The sequence below is a fragment of the Bradyrhizobium sp. 87 genome (assembly GCF_023073015.1).
GTDB lineage: Bacteria > Pseudomonadota > Alphaproteobacteria > Rhizobiales > Xanthobacteraceae > Bradyrhizobium > Bradyrhizobium canariense_D.
The window spans coordinates 488,483-503,614 of sequence record NZ_JADPIQ010000090.1; the positions used below are offsets into that span (position 1 = coordinate 488,483).

Below are 15,132 nucleotides of genomic sequence, written 5' to 3' on the forward strand. Positions count from 1 at the left end.
TCTCTCGCGCAGGGGCAAAGCCATGAATCTCTCGAAGTTCTTCATCGATCGTCCGATTTTTGCCGGTGTGCTCTCGGTCCTGATCTTCCTCGCCGGCCTGATCTCGCTGTTCGCGATGCCGATCTCGGAATATCCCGATGTCGTGCCGCCCTCCGTCCTCGTGCGCGCGACCTATCCCGGGGCCAATCCCAAGGTGATCGCCGAGACGGTGGCGACTCCCATCGAAGAGCAGATCAACGGCGTCGAAGGCATGCTGTACATGTCAAGCCAGGCGACCACCGATGGCGCGATGACGCTGACGGTGACATTCCGGCTCGGCACCGATCCTGACAAGGCGACGCAGCTGGTGCAGAACCGTGTGCAGCAGGCCGAGCCGCGCCTGCCCGCCGTCGTGCGGCAGCTCGGCATCATCACCAAGAAGTCGTCGCCCGACCTCACCATGGTCGTGCATCTGTTGTCGCCCACCGGCCGCTACGACATGACGTATTTGCGCAATTACGCCGTGCTCAATGTCAAGGACCGTCTTGCACGGATCGACGGCGTCGGCGACGTCCAGCTCTATGGCGCCGGCGACTATTCGATGCGGGTCTGGGTCGATCCGCAGAAGGCTGCCGAACACGGGCTCACCGCAAGCGACATCGTCAAGGCGATCCAGGCGCAGAACGTCGAGGCCGCTGCCGGCGTGGTCGGCTCCTCCCCGAATGTCAAGGGCATCGACCTGCAGCTGTCCGTCAACGCGGAAGGGCGGCTTGCGAACGAAGAGCAATTCGGCGACATCGTGGTCAAGACCGGTACGCGTGGCGAAGTCGTGCGCTTGCGCGACGTCGCCCGCATCGAGCTCGGCGCGTCCGAATACGGCCTGCGCTCGCTACTCGACAACAAGCAGGCAGTGGCGATTCCGATCTTCCAGGCGCCCGGCTCCAACGCGCTGGAGATCTCCGATCATGTCCGTGCCACCATGGCCGAGATCAAGAAGAATATGCCGGAAGGCGTGTCCTACCAGATCGTTTACGATCCCACCCAGTTCGTGCGCTCCTCGATCGAGGCCGTCATTCACACGCTGCTGGAGGCGATCGCGCTGGTGGTGCTGGTGGTGATCCTGTTCCTGCAGACCTGGCGCGCCTCGATCATTCCGCTGCTGGCGGTGCCCGTGTCGATCGTCGGCACATTCGCGGTCATGCACGTGTTCGGCTTCTCGATCAACGCGCTCAGCCTGTTCGGGCTCGTGCTCGCAATCGGCATCGTCGTCGACGACGCCATCGTCGTAGTCGAGAACGTCGAACGCAACATCGAGGGAGGGCTGTCGCCGCGCGACGCCACCTACCAGGCGATGCGCGAAGTGTCGGGGCCGATCATCGCGATTGCGATGGTGCTGATCGCGGTGTTCGTGCCGCTCGCCTTCATCTCCGGCCTCACCGGGCAGTTCTACAAGCAGTTCGCGCTGACGATCGCGATCTCGACCGTGATCTCCGCCATCAATTCGCTGACGCTGTCGCCTGCGTTGTCGGCGCTGCTGCTCAAGGGACACAATGAGCCGAAGGACCGGCTGACGATCATCATGGAAAAGGGCCTTGGCTGGTTCTTCCGTGGCTTCAACAAGGTGTTCACACGCTCGTCGGAGAATTACAGCGGCACCGTCACCAAGGTGATATCAGGCAAGGCCGCAGTGATGGGACTGTATGTGGTGTTGATCGGCGTGACCGCGCTTCTGTTCCAGCAGGTGCCGAGCGGCTTCGTGCCGGGCCAGGACAAACAGTATCTGGTCGGCTTCTCGCGGCTGCCCGACGGCGCAGCGCTCGATCGCACTGAAGAGGTGATCCGCAAGATGAGCGACATCGCGCTGACCCAGCCAGGTGTCGAGAGTTCGGTCGCCTTTCCGGGCCTGTCGATCGCCGGCTTCACCAACTCCTCCAATGCCGGCATCGTGTTCTCCACGCTCAAGCCGTTCGACGAGCGCAAGGATCCTTCTCTCAGCGGCCCCGCGCTGGCGGCCGAGCTGAACAAGAAATATGCCGGCATCCAGGAAGCCTTCATCGCCATGTTCCCGCCGCCGCCGGTCAACGGCCTTGGCACCATCGGCGGCTTCAAGCTGCAGATCGAGGACCGTGCCGGTCTCGGTTATGAGGCGCTGAACGAGGCGACCAAGGCGTTCATGGCGGCGATGCAGAAGGCGCCGGAGATCGCCGGCGTGTTCTCGAGCTTCCAGGTCAACGTGCCCCAGCTGTTCGCCGACATCGATCGCACCAAGGCGCTCCAATTGGGCGTGCCCGTGACGGAGGTGTTCAACACGCTGCAGATTTACCTGGGCTCCTACTACGTCAACGACTTCAACAAGTTTGGCCGCACCTATTCGGTCCGGGTGCAGGCCGACGCGCCGTTCCGCGCCCGCGCCGACGACATCCGGCAGTTGAAGGTGCGCTCGTCCTCGGGCGACATGGTGCCGCTCTCGGCGCTCTTGAGCGTTCGCCAGAGCGCGGGACCCGAGCGGGCGATCCGCTACAACGGCTTCCTGTCCTCCGATATCAACGCGGCGGCTGCTCCCGGCTTCTCCTCCGGACAGGCGCAGGAGGTCGCGACGCGGATCGCGGCGGAGACGCTGCCGCCCGGCTTTGCCTTCGAATGGACCGACCTGACCTATCAGGAGTTCATCGCCGGCAATTCCGGACTGTGGGTGTTTCCGCTGGCGATCCTCCTGGTGTTCCTGGTGCTGGCCGCGCTCTATGAGAGCCTGACCTTGCCGCTCTCGATCATCATGATCGTGCCGATGGGTCTGCTGGCTGCTATGTTCGGTGTCTGGATCTCCAAGGGCGACAACAACGTCTTCACCCAGATCGGCTTGATCGTGCTGGTGGGACTCTCGGCCAAGAACGCGATCCTGATCGTCGAATTCGCGCGCGAGCTCGAATTCGCAGGCCGCACCCCGATCCGGGCCGCAATCGAGGCGAGCCGGCTGCGGTTGCGCCCGATCCTGATGACGTCGATGGCGTTCATCATGGGCGTGCTGCCGCTGGTGCTCTCGACCGGGGCCGGCTCGGAGATGCGGCGCGCCATGGGCGTCGCCGTGTTCTCCGGCATGATCGGCGTCACCGTATTCGGCCTGTTCCTGACGCCGGTGTTCTATGTGCTGCTGCGGACCGTCACTGGCATGAAGCCGCTGACGCATCACGGCAGCGACACCAGCGCGGCGCCGGTGCAACCCGTCGGGCACTAGATCAGGGAAATCCCCGACAGCAACAACAAAACGAGCACGGTCTTGCGAAAGACCGTCTCGTTGACCCTGTGGAACGCGATCACGCCCAGCGCGGAGCCTGCGAACAGCGCCGGCAGGCTAACCGCGAGATCGACGAAGACCTTTGACGACAGATCCTGATGTCCGAACAGCAGCGCGATCGCGAACAGCTGCATCGCGGCGATGAACGGCTGCACCAGGCCGCGCTGCTCGCTCTTGGGCATGCCGCGCATGTCGCACCAGATCGTCGGGATCGCGCCCGGCATCGCGGTCAGTCCGCCGACCAGTCCTCCACCGAACCCGATCAACGCGACCCAGTGCCGCCCGACCGCCTCGCCGGCCGTCACCAGCGTCGGCCGCAGCAGCATGTAGGCCGCATAGAGCGCAACGATAATGCCGAAGCCGCGCCGGAGCAGATGCGTATCGGTGCTCTGGAGCAGCGACACCGCGATGGGAACGCCGATCAAGCCGCCGACGATCAGCAGCAGACTGCCTTCCCAGCGGATATTGCGCCGAAGCGACCACAGATTGGTGGCCTGCACGCCGATGCTGCACGCCATCATCAGCGGTACGGCTTCGAGCGGCTGAAACACCCGGAGCAGGATGGCGCCCGCTACCGCGGAAAAGGCAAATCCCGAGAGTCCGGAGACAAAGGCGCCGGCGAACACGGCAACGCTGAGCAGCATCAGAGTCGTGACATCAGGCACAATTTGCCCTCCGATCAATCGTAGGGAATTTGCGAGACGGGGACATCGGTGCTCTCGGTGCAAACGGTCGGCACGAGTGGAACCGACGGCTGCGCGTAAGCATGAGATCGCTCCAGCATCGCGAGGCCGACCAGTTCGAGAGCGACGAGCGCTGCCGTCAGCGCGATTGCGACGATGCTGGCGTTACGCACGTTCGAATTTGGGGTGGTCGCTCGTGCGCTCGCGCGGATCAACTCCGTTGGCATTTTCAAAGATATCCTCTTCACGGGAAACAGGAATAATTTCATTCAAACACGGCGCTTCGTGCGGCTGGTCCAGCAGGTGGCGATAGCGCCGCAACACGCGCTCCGCGTCGATTTCCCGCTGCGCGCGGAGTACCGCGCCCATGCGGGCGACGATATCGCGGAATCTTCCTGTCAGAACTGGTGACGCCGTCCGCATGACAATCTCCTCTCAACCTGCACGAGAGATTGACGGAATTCGTTTCCGCTCGCAGTGAGTTGCTTCACAACAATGTCTGGTAGGTCGAACAACAGATCGTGTGACGTCTAGTAGAAGACAACGCGGAAAATCGCGTCATTCGATCGAACGACGTGCGATAACTTTCTAATGATGCTTGTGATTGAACCTATTGCGAGCTACGGCGACTCGCCTGCGTTTTTGAACGCGTCTCAGTGCACGAGCGGATTGGAAAATCCAGCTGCGAGCTTGACGAGATCGGCCTGACGAGAAACGCCGGTCTTGGCGAACACGCGATGCAGATGCGTCTTCACCGTCGTCTCGGCGATACCGAGCGCAACCGCCGTCTCCGGCACGCCGCCGACATCGACGATTGACTGCAAGACCCTCAGTTCGGCAGGCGTGAGCTCGAAGGTGCGGTCAATGAGCCCGGCACACGAGCGGCCGTCGAGTTCCGCTTTCCAGATGAACAGGGCTCCCACTGCCGAACTGCGCTCGGCCACCCCGTCGCGCAGCAATGATGGCAGCGCGATGATTTGCGCGACGTAGTAGGAACCGTCATGCGACATCAACGGAATTTTCCGTCCCGAAGATGCCGCCAACGCGACCTCGCTGGTGTCACGGAAAATATCGCGCAAGGCTGAATTAGCAGCGGAAGATCTTGCCACCAACCTGCCCGAGACAGACCGCAGGACATCGTCGACGTCTAGGATCGTCGCCGCGGCCGGATTGCTGTGGATGACATGACAGGTCGAATCGAGCAGGATGACACCGGCATTCAGTCGGTCCACGACGTCGGCAAGCGCGACCGCGCGCTGCTGCTTCCGCTCGATCGCCCGGTTGATCAACAGCGCCCGGCTCGCATGCGGAGCCAGGAACTGCATTCGCGCCCGCTGTTCCGCGCCGAGCATCTCCCTGCCCGGGATCACGGTCATTAGCATCGGACACGGCGACTTCGACTGCTCCAGCACCACGTTGGCGACGTCGACGCAGCCCTGGGGGCGCAGCCATTCCTGGTAGAAGCGGCCGCGGCGGTATTCGTCGAAATCCACGAGATCAGGGATATTGCGCACCTCGCCATAGCGCGGAAGCCGAGCAAGCGGGTCGTATCGGGAGTAGGTCTCCGCATAGAGCTGAATGTAGTACGGATCGACCCCGCAATAATAATGCGTCGCGCCTGATTTGCTGACCGGGTCCTTCGAAATCAGACCACAGGCTTGGCTGCCAATGAAGGCATTGAGTTTGACAACGACCTCGCTCCACAACTCCGGGTGGAGACCCGCGTCATAGATAGTCTCGATCAACTCGGACGGTTTTGGAGGTCGGGGCATCGGAAGAGCCAATGGTGACACATGGAGATGGCGAAATGTTCTTCATGCCTGGCGGCTTCCGTGAGTCTTTCGCGGGAGCGAAAGGTTCAATCGTGAAGGCAAAATTCAACAGTCTAATTCACAAGCGGATTGGAGAATCCTGCCGCGAGCTTAACGAGATCGGCCTGACGCGAAACGCCCGTCTTGGCGAACACGCGATGCAGATGCGTCTTCGCCGTCGTTTCCGCGATACCAAGCGCGACCGCCGTCTCCGGGACGCCGCCAACCTCGACGATCGACAGGAACACGCGCAGCTCGGCCGGCGTAAGGTCGAATGTCCGCGCGATCAATTCGCCATAGGACTGTCCGCCGAGCGATACCTTACGCAGCAGCAGCGCACCGACGGCATCGACCACCCGCTCGCTGCCGTCCCGCAGGACGGACGACAGCGGCAGGATGTGCGCGACGTAGCGCTCGCCCGAAGGCGAAAGCAGCGAAAACGCATGCCCCTTTGCGGCAAGCAGCGCAATTTCATGGCGGGTCGCGAACGCTTCCCACAGTGTCTGATTGGCCTCCGCACTGCTGGTCACCAATTGCCCGGCAACGGACCGAACCAGATCGTCGGCCGCAAGCAAGGCGTGCCCTGCGGAATTCGCGTGCACCACCCGGCAGAAGCCATCGAGCAGGAAGATGCCACAGGCCAAATTGTCCAGGACCTCCGCCAACGCCGTCGCCAGCGTCAGTTGCGAGGTCATGGCGCGGTTGATCAGCAACGCTCGGCTGGCGTGCGGCAAGATCAGCGAGAGGCGCTGCTTCATCACCGGATCCACCATCCGGCGGCCCGACAGCACCGTCATCATCACGGGGCAGCTCGCATTCGAATTCTCGAGCACGACGTTAGCCGCATCGCTGCAACCCTGCGGCCGCATCCATTCCTGGTAAAAGCGTCCTCGCCGATATTCATCGAAATTGACGAGATCCGGGATGCTGACGATCTGGCCATGCGGCGGCAGGACCGTCAGCGGATCGAACTTCGAATGCGTCTCGGAATAGAGCCGGATGTAGTGCGGGTCCGCCCCGCAATAATAGTGCGTGACGCCGAATTTGCTGATCGAGTCCTTGGAAAACAGCCCGCAGGCCTGGCCGCCGACGAAGTCGCGGATGCCGGTGACGACGTTATTCCACAGCGAGGGATCGAGCCCGGCATCGTAGATGGCCTCGACCAGGTCGGGCAGTTTCCGTGGTCCGTGCATGGCTATAAATGGCCTGGGTGATCAATATCACCAAGCATACCACAACCACAGCATGCGGCATCCTCCGATCGGATGAGGCGTCGGCCGGTAACGAGCGGATATTCGTTTCGGGTGCTACTGATGCAGAGTCGCGATACCGCACCGGGATGCTCACATCTCGTCCCAGCCGACCTTCTCCAGATTCTCCGACCAGACCGCGGCGCGATAGATCTCGCGCCCGTCGGCGTTTCTGACCCGGATGCAGGCATCGCGGTCGCGCAAATCGTCGCGCCAGACGAACAGGTGGCTTGCCATCTCGTTGGCCACCACGAATGTCGCTTCGGGGCATTCGAACACCATGCCGCCCGGATCGATCTTCACGATATTGCCGATCATAAGATCAAAGAAAAAACGGCGCATGCAACACTCCAACTGGGGGCGGCGCACGCCCGCCCCTGCCGTCTCCAAGCGGCATTTGACTTGAAACTCAGTCGTGCGCGGTCACGACATTTCGCCGCTCCTGACGTCACTGGGCGTGGCGCCATAAGTTCGACGGAAGCAGCGGTTAAAATAGGAGAGATCGCCGAAGCCGACATCGTAGGCGATCGAGCTGACCGTCCGCTCGGCGTATCCGGGTTCCCGCAACATGCGATGGGCGCGCTTGACGCGTTGTTCGATCACGAAGGACGAGAACGTCTTGCCGTCGGCCTCGAACAGGCGCTGGAGATAACGCGGCGTCACGCCGAGCTCCTGGGCGACTGTGGCCACCGACAGGTCCTGCCGCCAGCAATTGTTGGCGATGGAGACTTTGGCCTTCTGCAGCCGTGCCGCCTTCACGCCGCGCCGCCCGGCCAGCTCCCGGGGCTCGTTGGTGGCACCGAGAACGATTGCCAGAAGATCGTGCAGATGCCCGACCCCGAGCTGGCGCAAATTTGGCGTCGCGAACGCCTTCTCCCGCACCAGTGTCTCCGCATAGTTGACCAGCAATCGAAGTCCTGTCGAGCTCTCCGGCATGACACGCATTACGGCGTCATCGACATCCACGATCATCGGCGCCAGCACGCGTCTCGGCACGCGTAGGGAGAAGCAGCTACCCAGCGACAATCGCTCGAACGTCGTGACGTCCTCCGCGCTGGTCAGGACCGCCTCCCCTGCACGAAGGCTCAGATCGTGTCCCCGCTCGGATATTCCAAGTACGCCAGATCGATTCACGATCAGGGCCAGGCTGTCGTCGCCATCGGCAACCAGGTGTTTGGTGCGACTGACGCGCGCTCCGCACAATCCTCCGATCAGCAATTGGGCTTCCGGCAAGACGTGGGACGTGAAGCTCGCCGTAGCCGGCTTTCCTTCTCTCGCCTCGACCTCCGCCTTCAACACCCCGCGGCAGTAGAAATCGCGAAGCAGCGGGATACGCTCGTTTTCGGGAATTTCGTTCGTCGAAACATTAATAATGGAAAAATCAAACTGGCTCACTGCAATCCTCCAACCGACGAGCAGGTCCGGCCGTGCGCTGTCGTTTCCTCACACTCGCGTTTGACGCCGTCGTCGCATCTCTTCGTGGCGCTTGCTGCTCTTCACTTTTCTGGATCGCGATATACGAAAGTATCAAATGACTCGCGTCCTGCATTCGGAGGACACGGGAGCTCGGCTCATCACAATGCATTGAGATCGCGGCACGTATCGGCGAGCCTTGTGAAATGGATCACACGGCGTCGTCACCGCCATTCGTTCGATGCGCGAATGGAACGGCAAAGCCGGTGGCGATCTTGACTAGGTCGGCCTGCCTGCCGGCGCCGGTCTTCTCGAACAGGCGCCCGAGATGCGTCTTCACCGTCGTCTCGGCGATGCCGAGCTTTGCCGCAATGTCGGGGACACCGCCAATCTCGATAATGGCCATTAAAACACGCAGTTCGGACGGTGTCAGCCTGAAGGCCGCCGCAATCGCATCAGCCGCGAGCCATGTCGCCGCCGATGCCTTCTGAACGAACAGCACCGTGGCTGCAGCATCTCGCGATGGAGTGCGATAGCGCTTCAAGGGAAAGGCGTGGAGCAGATAATGCTGTCCATCGACTGATGTCGCAAGCTCGATCTGACGGCGGGCGGCGGAACGAGTTTCGTTGCCTGCATCGATTTCGCTCAGGCCGCGGAATATTTTGTCGGTCTGGGTGTTGCGGGCCACGATCCGGTCGCCGACCATTGCGAGCAGGCTGGCATCGGCGAACAGCCCGCGGCATGCTGCGTTGGCATGGACGACCCGACCATCTGCGTCGAGCAGGCAGATCGCCGTGCTCAGCCCATCCAAGACCTCGGCAAGGTCGTCCACGGTATGCGAGCGTGCCCTGATCTGTCGGCCCATGATCCTGGAGCGCTGAAGGTGCGGCGCCAGCAGCCGCATGCGCTCACGCATCGGCTCGTCAACCATTCCGCGCGACCGGTGGCGCAACACCTGCAGGATTGTGGTGCGCGTGTCCGACTTCTCGAGTGCAACGGTTGCAAGGTCTATCGCTCCTTGCGGTTCCACCCACTCGCGATAGAAGCTCGTTGCCAGGAAATCCGCCTGAGGCATGATGTCGGCTACGCCGATCGTCTGCTCCGCCACGAGCGTAAAATGGCGATCGAGCAGAGGGTCCAGCTCCACATATCGGTCGCGATAAAGCTGGCGGAAGCGGGATTCGGTGCCAAAATGCTCGTGGATCTCGATCGAGAGCCTGGCTCTGTCCCTGGACAGGATGGTCGCGGCACATCCGCCGACGAAATGCGAAACCTGTTCCAGCACCCCGCTGCGCAGCGCGGGATCGACCGCGGCGTCGTAGATCTCGCCGACAAGGGACGAGAATCGATTTGCGTGGAGGATTGTCATCGGCCGGACGACGCAATCTGCGTATGGCTCGGGCGCGCGAGAAAGATCGCGATCCGGGGACTGGCGAAGGAGACGGGCCGTTCAATGGCCGCCTTCGACGGGGAGAAAACGTTGCAACGAAATGCTGGAATATCGAACATCGTCCTTGCGTAACGTCAACCGCAGGATGCGGCTTGGACGTTTTCGCCAAAGACTAGGATAAATGCGAACAGCGCGCGGACTGTATGCGATGAGTCACGCGTGCGATGCGTCAGGCAGCGCGCGCACCGCAGAACCCTGTCGCCACCGATCCCGCCGGCCTCGCATTCGGCTCCGGCAATTTACTTGCGATTCTCCTCGCAGAATTTCAATGCCGCCAGCGCTTCACCGGCACGCGGCACCTGCATCTCGATGCTGTCGTCGTCATCGTCCTCGAAATCGAGCGAGAGACGCTTGGCCCTGGACAGCCGGTCCATCATGGACTGATCGTATTCGAAGATGCCGCGAACGGTGGTCTTGTCCATGACCTCCCACTTGGCCTTCTTCATGATATCGGCGTCATCGGTGCCGACATCGGCCCGGAGGATCTCGCCCACCTTGTCCCACTCCCAGCCGTCATAGATCATGACGATGACGATAGCTTTCTCGGAATAGGTGACGACGATGACGTAGTCCCGGTTCTCGTCTTCCTTGTCCTTGTAGCCGCGGCTCGCATTGCAATGCGCGTCCTGCGTACGCTTTTCGATGGTCCAGTCGCCGACCTTGGATTGTTGCGCCTGCACCGGTCTTGCGGTCAAAGCGACGGCACTCAAGGCGCCGGCCAGCAGCCCGGCGGCGAGAAGAGGTCGTTTCATGTCAGCCTCCAGCGTGTTCCCCGGACCGAGATGACCACCTCTGCCGGTGACCCGCAAGGGCTTCAGGCGGTTGCGTAGGGCGCCGACCCTGCCCTACTCCCGCCGGGGCACGATCGCGATCGGGGTGAAGGTGTAAACCTCCTCGCCGTTCTGGTTGAACATGGTCCATTTCACCAGTGCGATACCCTGCGGCTTCGACTTCGACGGCGTCAGGCTCATGACCTCCCCGACCAGATGCAGGCGGTCATCGGGCCGTACCGGGATGGTCCAGCGCAGCCCGTCGACGCCGGCGCCGATCAACGGATGCGGGCCGAACGGGCGGGTCTGGATCGCGAGGCTCATGGCAATCGCGGCGGTGTGCCATCCCGAGGCAGCGAGACCCCTGAACAGGGTCTGCTTGGCGGCTTCGTGGTCGAGATGCATCGGCTGCGGATCGAACTCGGCCGCGAACCGCTTGATGTCGGCCTCGGTGACGTGAACTTCGGGGGATTTGAACTGCATTCCAATGGTGAGATCGTCGAACCACTCGACCTGCGCCATGATTTCGCCTCGCAACGTGATGCGCCGCCTCGCGGCTAATGGGATTGAGCAAGAGCGGGATGTAGCGGCTCCGCAGCGCACAAACCAGCCCGGGGTTCCCCAAGAAACCCGTTTCCAGATGCGACGAAACACGCCTGAAACAGATGGTCGGTTATCTCGTTGTCAAAAGCATACAGGGACGGCCACCATGCAATTCTTCCTCAACCTGATCTGGGATTATTCCTGCTGTCAGCACCTCGTCTCCCTGCCGCCGCAGGAGGACGAGTTATGATCGAGCTGATCTCAGCCTTGCTCGCGCTTTGCAGCGTCGGCGTTTTTGCAGCGCACGCGGTGGATGCCTATCGCTCCACCCATTACTGATAGCCACGCCCTAGAACGGCCGGCGGTAGAAGTGCTCCGAATGCGTCGCTGGCGGAAACCTGTTGGCGAGCGCGAGAGCTCCCCTTTCGTCGGTTTCGAGCGCGATCTTCTGTGCGAGCATCACGTCGCCGGGAACGAGAAAGCCTGACGGGACGAAGCACCACCCCATCGTCGCATTTCCGGCCTCGTCGATCTCATGGACGTTGGCGGCGGTGCCATAATGGATGCGATAGGTCTTGCCGGTATCGCCGCCGACGACATCGAAATACCGGTGCTGCTCGAATTGGGCGCGCTGCGCCGGTGACAGCCATTCGGCCAGGAGCCGGCGACCGCGAGCATCCGGCGTGTTCTCGCCGAAAAAGCGCCGATAGAGTTCGCGGAGCGCATGCAGACGCGCACGCGCCGGCCCACGGAGCCAAACTGCCGCGATCATGAGCAGCTCAGATCAACCGCCAACCAGGCGGGGATAGAACAGCGTTTCCTGCGCGGTCGAGTCAAACGATCGGATCCGGGTGACTTCGCCAGGTCCGGTTCGCAGCGCGGCGGTGAAGCCCGCTCCGGTCAGCTCCCGAAAGCGCCGCTCGGCTCGCGCCAGCGCTTCGGCATTGCCAGGATCAAACTCGTGGCGCGTGTCGCCAGTCTGGTCCATCACGATCTGGGTTGCCATGTTGAGTCTCCTCATGCCCAGCCCTGTTCGATCAAAGCAAACCTCGTGCCGTCGGTTCCAGTTGGCAACAACTTTCTCTTGCCGGCGCATCACGCCTTGCTGAGCAGGAGCGTTCTCAAGCGAAGTGGATGCCGGTTCGCATAAAGCAAACGCGCCAAAACCAAGAAGCTTGAGCCCCTTCGAAACGCGGCTCTGGTCAGCGCGAGGCGGCCGTACCTCCGCCCTCGTCGATCTGCCGTCCCATCAGGGCGATCGCTTTCTGATAAACGCCGGCGGCATTCCAGGCTTCGATGGCAGCGAAATTCGGCTCGCCCGGCTGGTAACCCGCTCCTGCACGCCAGCCATGGGCCTTGAGGAAATTCGCCGTCGAGTTCAGCGCATTGGCGGCAACTTCGAGATTGCCGGTGCCGTAGGCCAGGATGTTCTTGGGCATGAACTGGGTCTGACCGACTTCGCCGTGCATCGAGCCGCGGGTTGCCCCCGACAGCGTGCCGCGATCGATCAGCTTCAGCGCCGCATAGAGCTGCTCAGTGAAGAATTCGGGACGGCGGCAGTCATAGGCGAGCGTCGCGATCGAAGAGAGCATGTTCTGGTTGCCGCGCTGGCTGCCGAACCCGGTCTCCATGCCCCAGATCGCGATCAGCGGCCCCGGCGGGACGCCATAGCGCTGCTGGATCGAGGTGAACAAGGCGGCTTGCGACTGCTTGAGCTGGCGACCCTTGGCAACGATGGTGGTGGCGCCGCGCTTGGCGAGGAACTGGTCGAGCGTCAGCGAGAAGCTGCGCTGGCCACGGTCGGCCGCGATGGTGGCACTGGCGTAATTGGTCTGCATTAGCGCCGAGAGCGCAGTCTGGCCGACGCCCTTGCCCTGCGCCTCCGCGCTGAACTCGCGCTTCCAGGCCTCGAAGCCGGCCGACGAACTGCCGCATTGCGCGGCGTGGGCGGCGGGCGCCAGGCAGCCGAGCAGCGTCATCGCCCCAAAAACCGCCGCAGTTCTGCCCCTGATCATGTCCGACGTCCTCTCCCTGGGTGATCCAATGCCCGAGCTTACCCGGACGAAGGCGCCGACTCCATGGCGTGATCATACGACAGTTCCAGTCCATCCAAATTGCCCTCCTGGCGCCACTTGTCCAGCAGCCGCAGGAATGCCACCGGCCCGCGCCAATACTGGCTGTTTCTCGCCGCGATCGGATCGAACACGCCTTCATTGTTGTAATAGCCGGGCGTGCATTCGGCGAGATAGGTCTGGCGGCCGAGCGCAGCTTTGACCACCTCCTCGACCCAGGCGTTCTCGGCATCGAGCGTCGGCTCCAGCGTCCGGGCTTTGCGCTTGCGCGCCTCGGCTATCACATAGGCGATGTGCTGCGACTGCTCGTCGATGATGTGCGGGAAGTTGGCGCTCTGGCCGGCCTGCACCATGACGATCAGGAAGCAATTCGGGAAGCCGCGACTGTAGAAGCCGTGCAGCGTCTTGACGCCATCGCGCCAGCGCGCCGACAGGCTCACGCCGTCACGGCCGTAGACCTCAAAGCCCATGCGGCGGGCGTAGTCGGTGCCGACCTCGAAGCCGCTGGCATAGATCAGGCAGTCGAGCTCATAAGCCCTGCCGTCGACCACGACCGCGTTCTCGGTGATGCGCTCGACGCCCTGTCCCCTGGTGTCGACGAGATGCACGTTGGGACGATTGAAGGTGTCGAGATATTCGTCGTGGAAACACGGCCGTTTGCAGAATGCCTTGTACCAGGGTTTCAACGCCGAAGCCGTCGCCTCATCCTTGACGATCGCATCGACGCGCGCTCGGATCTCTTCCATCTTGCGATAATCGGCCTGCTCGATGACCTTGAGCGCCTCCTCGATCGAAGTCACCGGCTGCGGCTGGCGGCGCGGCGCCAGCAGGATCTCGCCGAGCAGGCCGGTCCAGCCGTCCTGCACCAGATCCTGTTCGAATGGCTCGCCCGAGATCACGGCGGTGAAATTGTCCATGCGTTCGCGCTGCCAGCCGGGCCTGAGCCCCTGCGCCCAGCTCTGATCCGTCGGGCGGTCGTCGCGCACGCCGATCGCCGACGGCGTACGCTGGAAGACGTAGAGCTCCTTGGCCGAGCGGCCGAGATGCGGCACACATTGCACGGCGGTGGCCCCGGTGCCGATGATACCGACGCGTTTGTCGCCAAGACCACTAAGATCACCTTCGGCCGTGCCGCCGGTGTAGGCGTAATCCCAGCGGCTGGTGTGGAAGCTGTGTCCCTTGAAGCTTTCGATACCGGGAATGCCCGGCAGCTTCGGACGGCTCAGCGGGCCGCCAGCAAGGATGACGAAGCGCGCGCGGATGCAATCACCGCGATCTGTCTCGACCAGCCAGCGTGCCTCCTGCTCCCGCCATTCCATGTGGGTGATGACGGTCTGAAACAGCGCGCGCTCATAGAGGCCGAAATGACGGCCGATGCGGCGCGAATGCTCGTAGATCTCGGGGGCTCGCGCATATTTGCGCACCGGCATGTAGCCGGTCTCTTCCAGCAACGGCAGGTAGATGTAGCTCTCGGTATCGCAGGCCGCGCCAGGGTAGCGATTCCAGTACCAGGTGCCGCCGAAATCGGCTGCCTTTTCCACGACCCGGAAATCATCGATGCCAGCTTCGCGCAGTCGCGCGCCGCACAGAAGGCCGCCGAAGCCGCCGCCCACGATCAGCACCTCGGTCTGTTCGCTGACGGCCTCGCGGGCAAATCCGGAATTGGCCCAGGGATCGTCGAGATAGCGCCCGAACTCGCCGGTCACTTCGACATATTGCGCCTTGCCTTCGGCGCGCAGGCGGCGATCGCGCTCGTCGCGATAGCGCGCACGGAGTGCGGCAATGTCGATTGTAGATTCGCCGGCTGCACCGGTCTTGTGTCTTTGCGCTGTCATCCGTTTCCTCCCCCGGCGGACACTGCTTCGCCGG

At 62.5% G+C, this 15,132-nt stretch carries 16 protein-coding genes; 2 read left to right on the top strand and 14 right to left on the bottom strand.

Going from position 1 to position 15,132, the window contains the following annotated elements:
• Window positions 1-22 precede the first annotated feature (22 nt).
• Window positions 23-3,211, top strand: a complete 3,189-nt coding sequence (locus IVB50_RS25080) for a multidrug efflux RND transporter permease subunit (protein ID WP_085352783.1) — start codon at window positions 23-25, stop codon at window positions 3,209-3,211.
• Here the strand turns inward: IVB50_RS25080 and IVB50_RS25085 are convergent.
• From IVB50_RS25085 to IVB50_RS25130, 10 genes are all read right to left on the bottom strand, one after another.
• A complete protein-coding gene (locus IVB50_RS25085) occupies window positions 3,208-3,936 on the bottom strand; it encodes a sulfite exporter TauE/SafE family protein (protein WP_085352782.1) in 729 nt (242 codons plus the stop codon). The two genes, IVB50_RS25080 and IVB50_RS25085, sit on opposite strands and share 4 nt — an antisense overlap.
• Window positions 3,937-3,950: 14 nt before the next feature.
• Complete coding sequence (locus IVB50_RS25090; protein WP_231188607.1) at window positions 3,951-4,127, bottom strand: hypothetical protein; 177 nt, start codon at window positions 4,125-4,127, stop codon at window positions 3,951-3,953.
• Complete coding sequence (locus tag IVB50_RS25095; RefSeq protein WP_085352780.1) at window positions 4,120-4,377, bottom strand: hypothetical protein; 258 nt, start codon at window positions 4,375-4,377, stop codon at window positions 4,120-4,122. The genes IVB50_RS25090 and IVB50_RS25095 overlap by 8 nt, the downstream gene beginning before the upstream one ends.
• 230 nt (window positions 4,378-4,607) lie before the next feature.
• Entirely contained in the window at window positions 4,608-5,726 is a 1,119-nt protein-coding gene (locus IVB50_RS25100) for a helix-turn-helix transcriptional regulator (protein ID WP_247297577.1), read from the bottom strand.
• A gap of 113 nt (window positions 5,727-5,839) precedes the next feature.
• Window positions 5,840-6,958 carry a helix-turn-helix transcriptional regulator gene (locus IVB50_RS25105; RefSeq protein WP_018459277.1) on the bottom strand — a complete coding sequence of 373 codons (1,119 nt, stop codon included), beginning with the start codon at window positions 6,956-6,958 and terminating at the stop codon, window positions 5,840-5,842.
• A 150-nt stretch (window positions 6,959-7,108) separates the two neighbouring features.
• Complete coding sequence (locus IVB50_RS25110) at window positions 7,109-7,357, bottom strand: hypothetical protein (protein WP_204510928.1); 249 nt, start codon at window positions 7,355-7,357, stop codon at window positions 7,109-7,111.
• Between the two features lie 81 nt (window positions 7,358-7,438).
• Window positions 7,439-8,410, bottom strand: coding sequence for an AraC family transcriptional regulator (locus IVB50_RS25115; protein ID WP_018459279.1), 972 nt, complete (start codon window positions 8,408-8,410; stop codon window positions 7,439-7,441).
• A gap of 229 nt (window positions 8,411-8,639) precedes the next feature.
• Window positions 8,640-9,797 carry a LuxR C-terminal-related transcriptional regulator gene (locus IVB50_RS25120; protein WP_247297578.1) on the bottom strand — a complete coding sequence of 386 codons (1,158 nt, stop codon included), beginning with the start codon at window positions 9,795-9,797 and terminating at the stop codon, window positions 8,640-8,642.
• A 320-nt stretch (window positions 9,798-10,117) separates the two neighbouring features.
• Entirely contained in the window at window positions 10,118-10,630 is a 513-nt protein-coding gene (locus IVB50_RS25125; protein WP_247297580.1) for a hypothetical protein, read from the bottom strand.
• A gap of 93 nt (window positions 10,631-10,723) precedes the next feature.
• Window positions 10,724-11,170 carry a MaoC family dehydratase gene (locus IVB50_RS25130; protein WP_247297582.1) on the bottom strand — a complete coding sequence of 149 codons (447 nt, stop codon included), beginning with the start codon at window positions 11,168-11,170 and terminating at the stop codon, window positions 10,724-10,726.
• Between IVB50_RS25130 and IVB50_RS25135 the strand changes: the two genes are divergently transcribed.
• Window positions 11,169-11,441 carry a hypothetical protein gene (locus tag IVB50_RS25135; RefSeq protein WP_247297584.1) on the top strand — a complete coding sequence of 91 codons (273 nt, stop codon included), beginning with the start codon at window positions 11,169-11,171 and terminating at the stop codon, window positions 11,439-11,441. The two genes, IVB50_RS25130 and IVB50_RS25135, sit on opposite strands and share 2 nt — an antisense overlap.
• 99 nt (window positions 11,442-11,540) lie before the next feature.
• Here IVB50_RS25135 and IVB50_RS25140 read toward each other — a convergent pair whose 3' ends face one another.
• From IVB50_RS25140 to IVB50_RS25155, 4 genes are all read right to left on the bottom strand, one after another.
• The gene (locus tag IVB50_RS25140; protein ID WP_018459285.1) at window positions 11,541-11,963 is read right to left on the bottom strand and encodes a hypothetical protein; all 423 of its coding nucleotides are present in this window, start codon (window positions 11,961-11,963) and stop codon (window positions 11,541-11,543) included.
• Window positions 11,964-11,975: 12 nt separating this feature from the next.
• Window positions 11,976-12,197, bottom strand: a complete 222-nt coding sequence (locus IVB50_RS25145) for a hypothetical protein (RefSeq protein WP_085352772.1) — start codon at window positions 12,195-12,197, stop codon at window positions 11,976-11,978.
• A gap of 196 nt (window positions 12,198-12,393) precedes the next feature.
• A complete protein-coding gene (locus IVB50_RS25150) occupies window positions 12,394-13,206 on the bottom strand; it encodes a lytic murein transglycosylase (RefSeq protein WP_247297586.1) in 813 nt (270 codons plus the stop codon).
• Window positions 13,207-13,244: 38 nt separating this feature from the next.
• The gene (locus IVB50_RS25155; protein WP_247297588.1) at window positions 13,245-15,098 is read right to left on the bottom strand and encodes an NAD(P)/FAD-dependent oxidoreductase; all 1,854 of its coding nucleotides are present in this window, start codon (window positions 15,096-15,098) and stop codon (window positions 13,245-13,247) included.
• Window positions 15,099-15,132 lie beyond the last annotated feature (34 nt).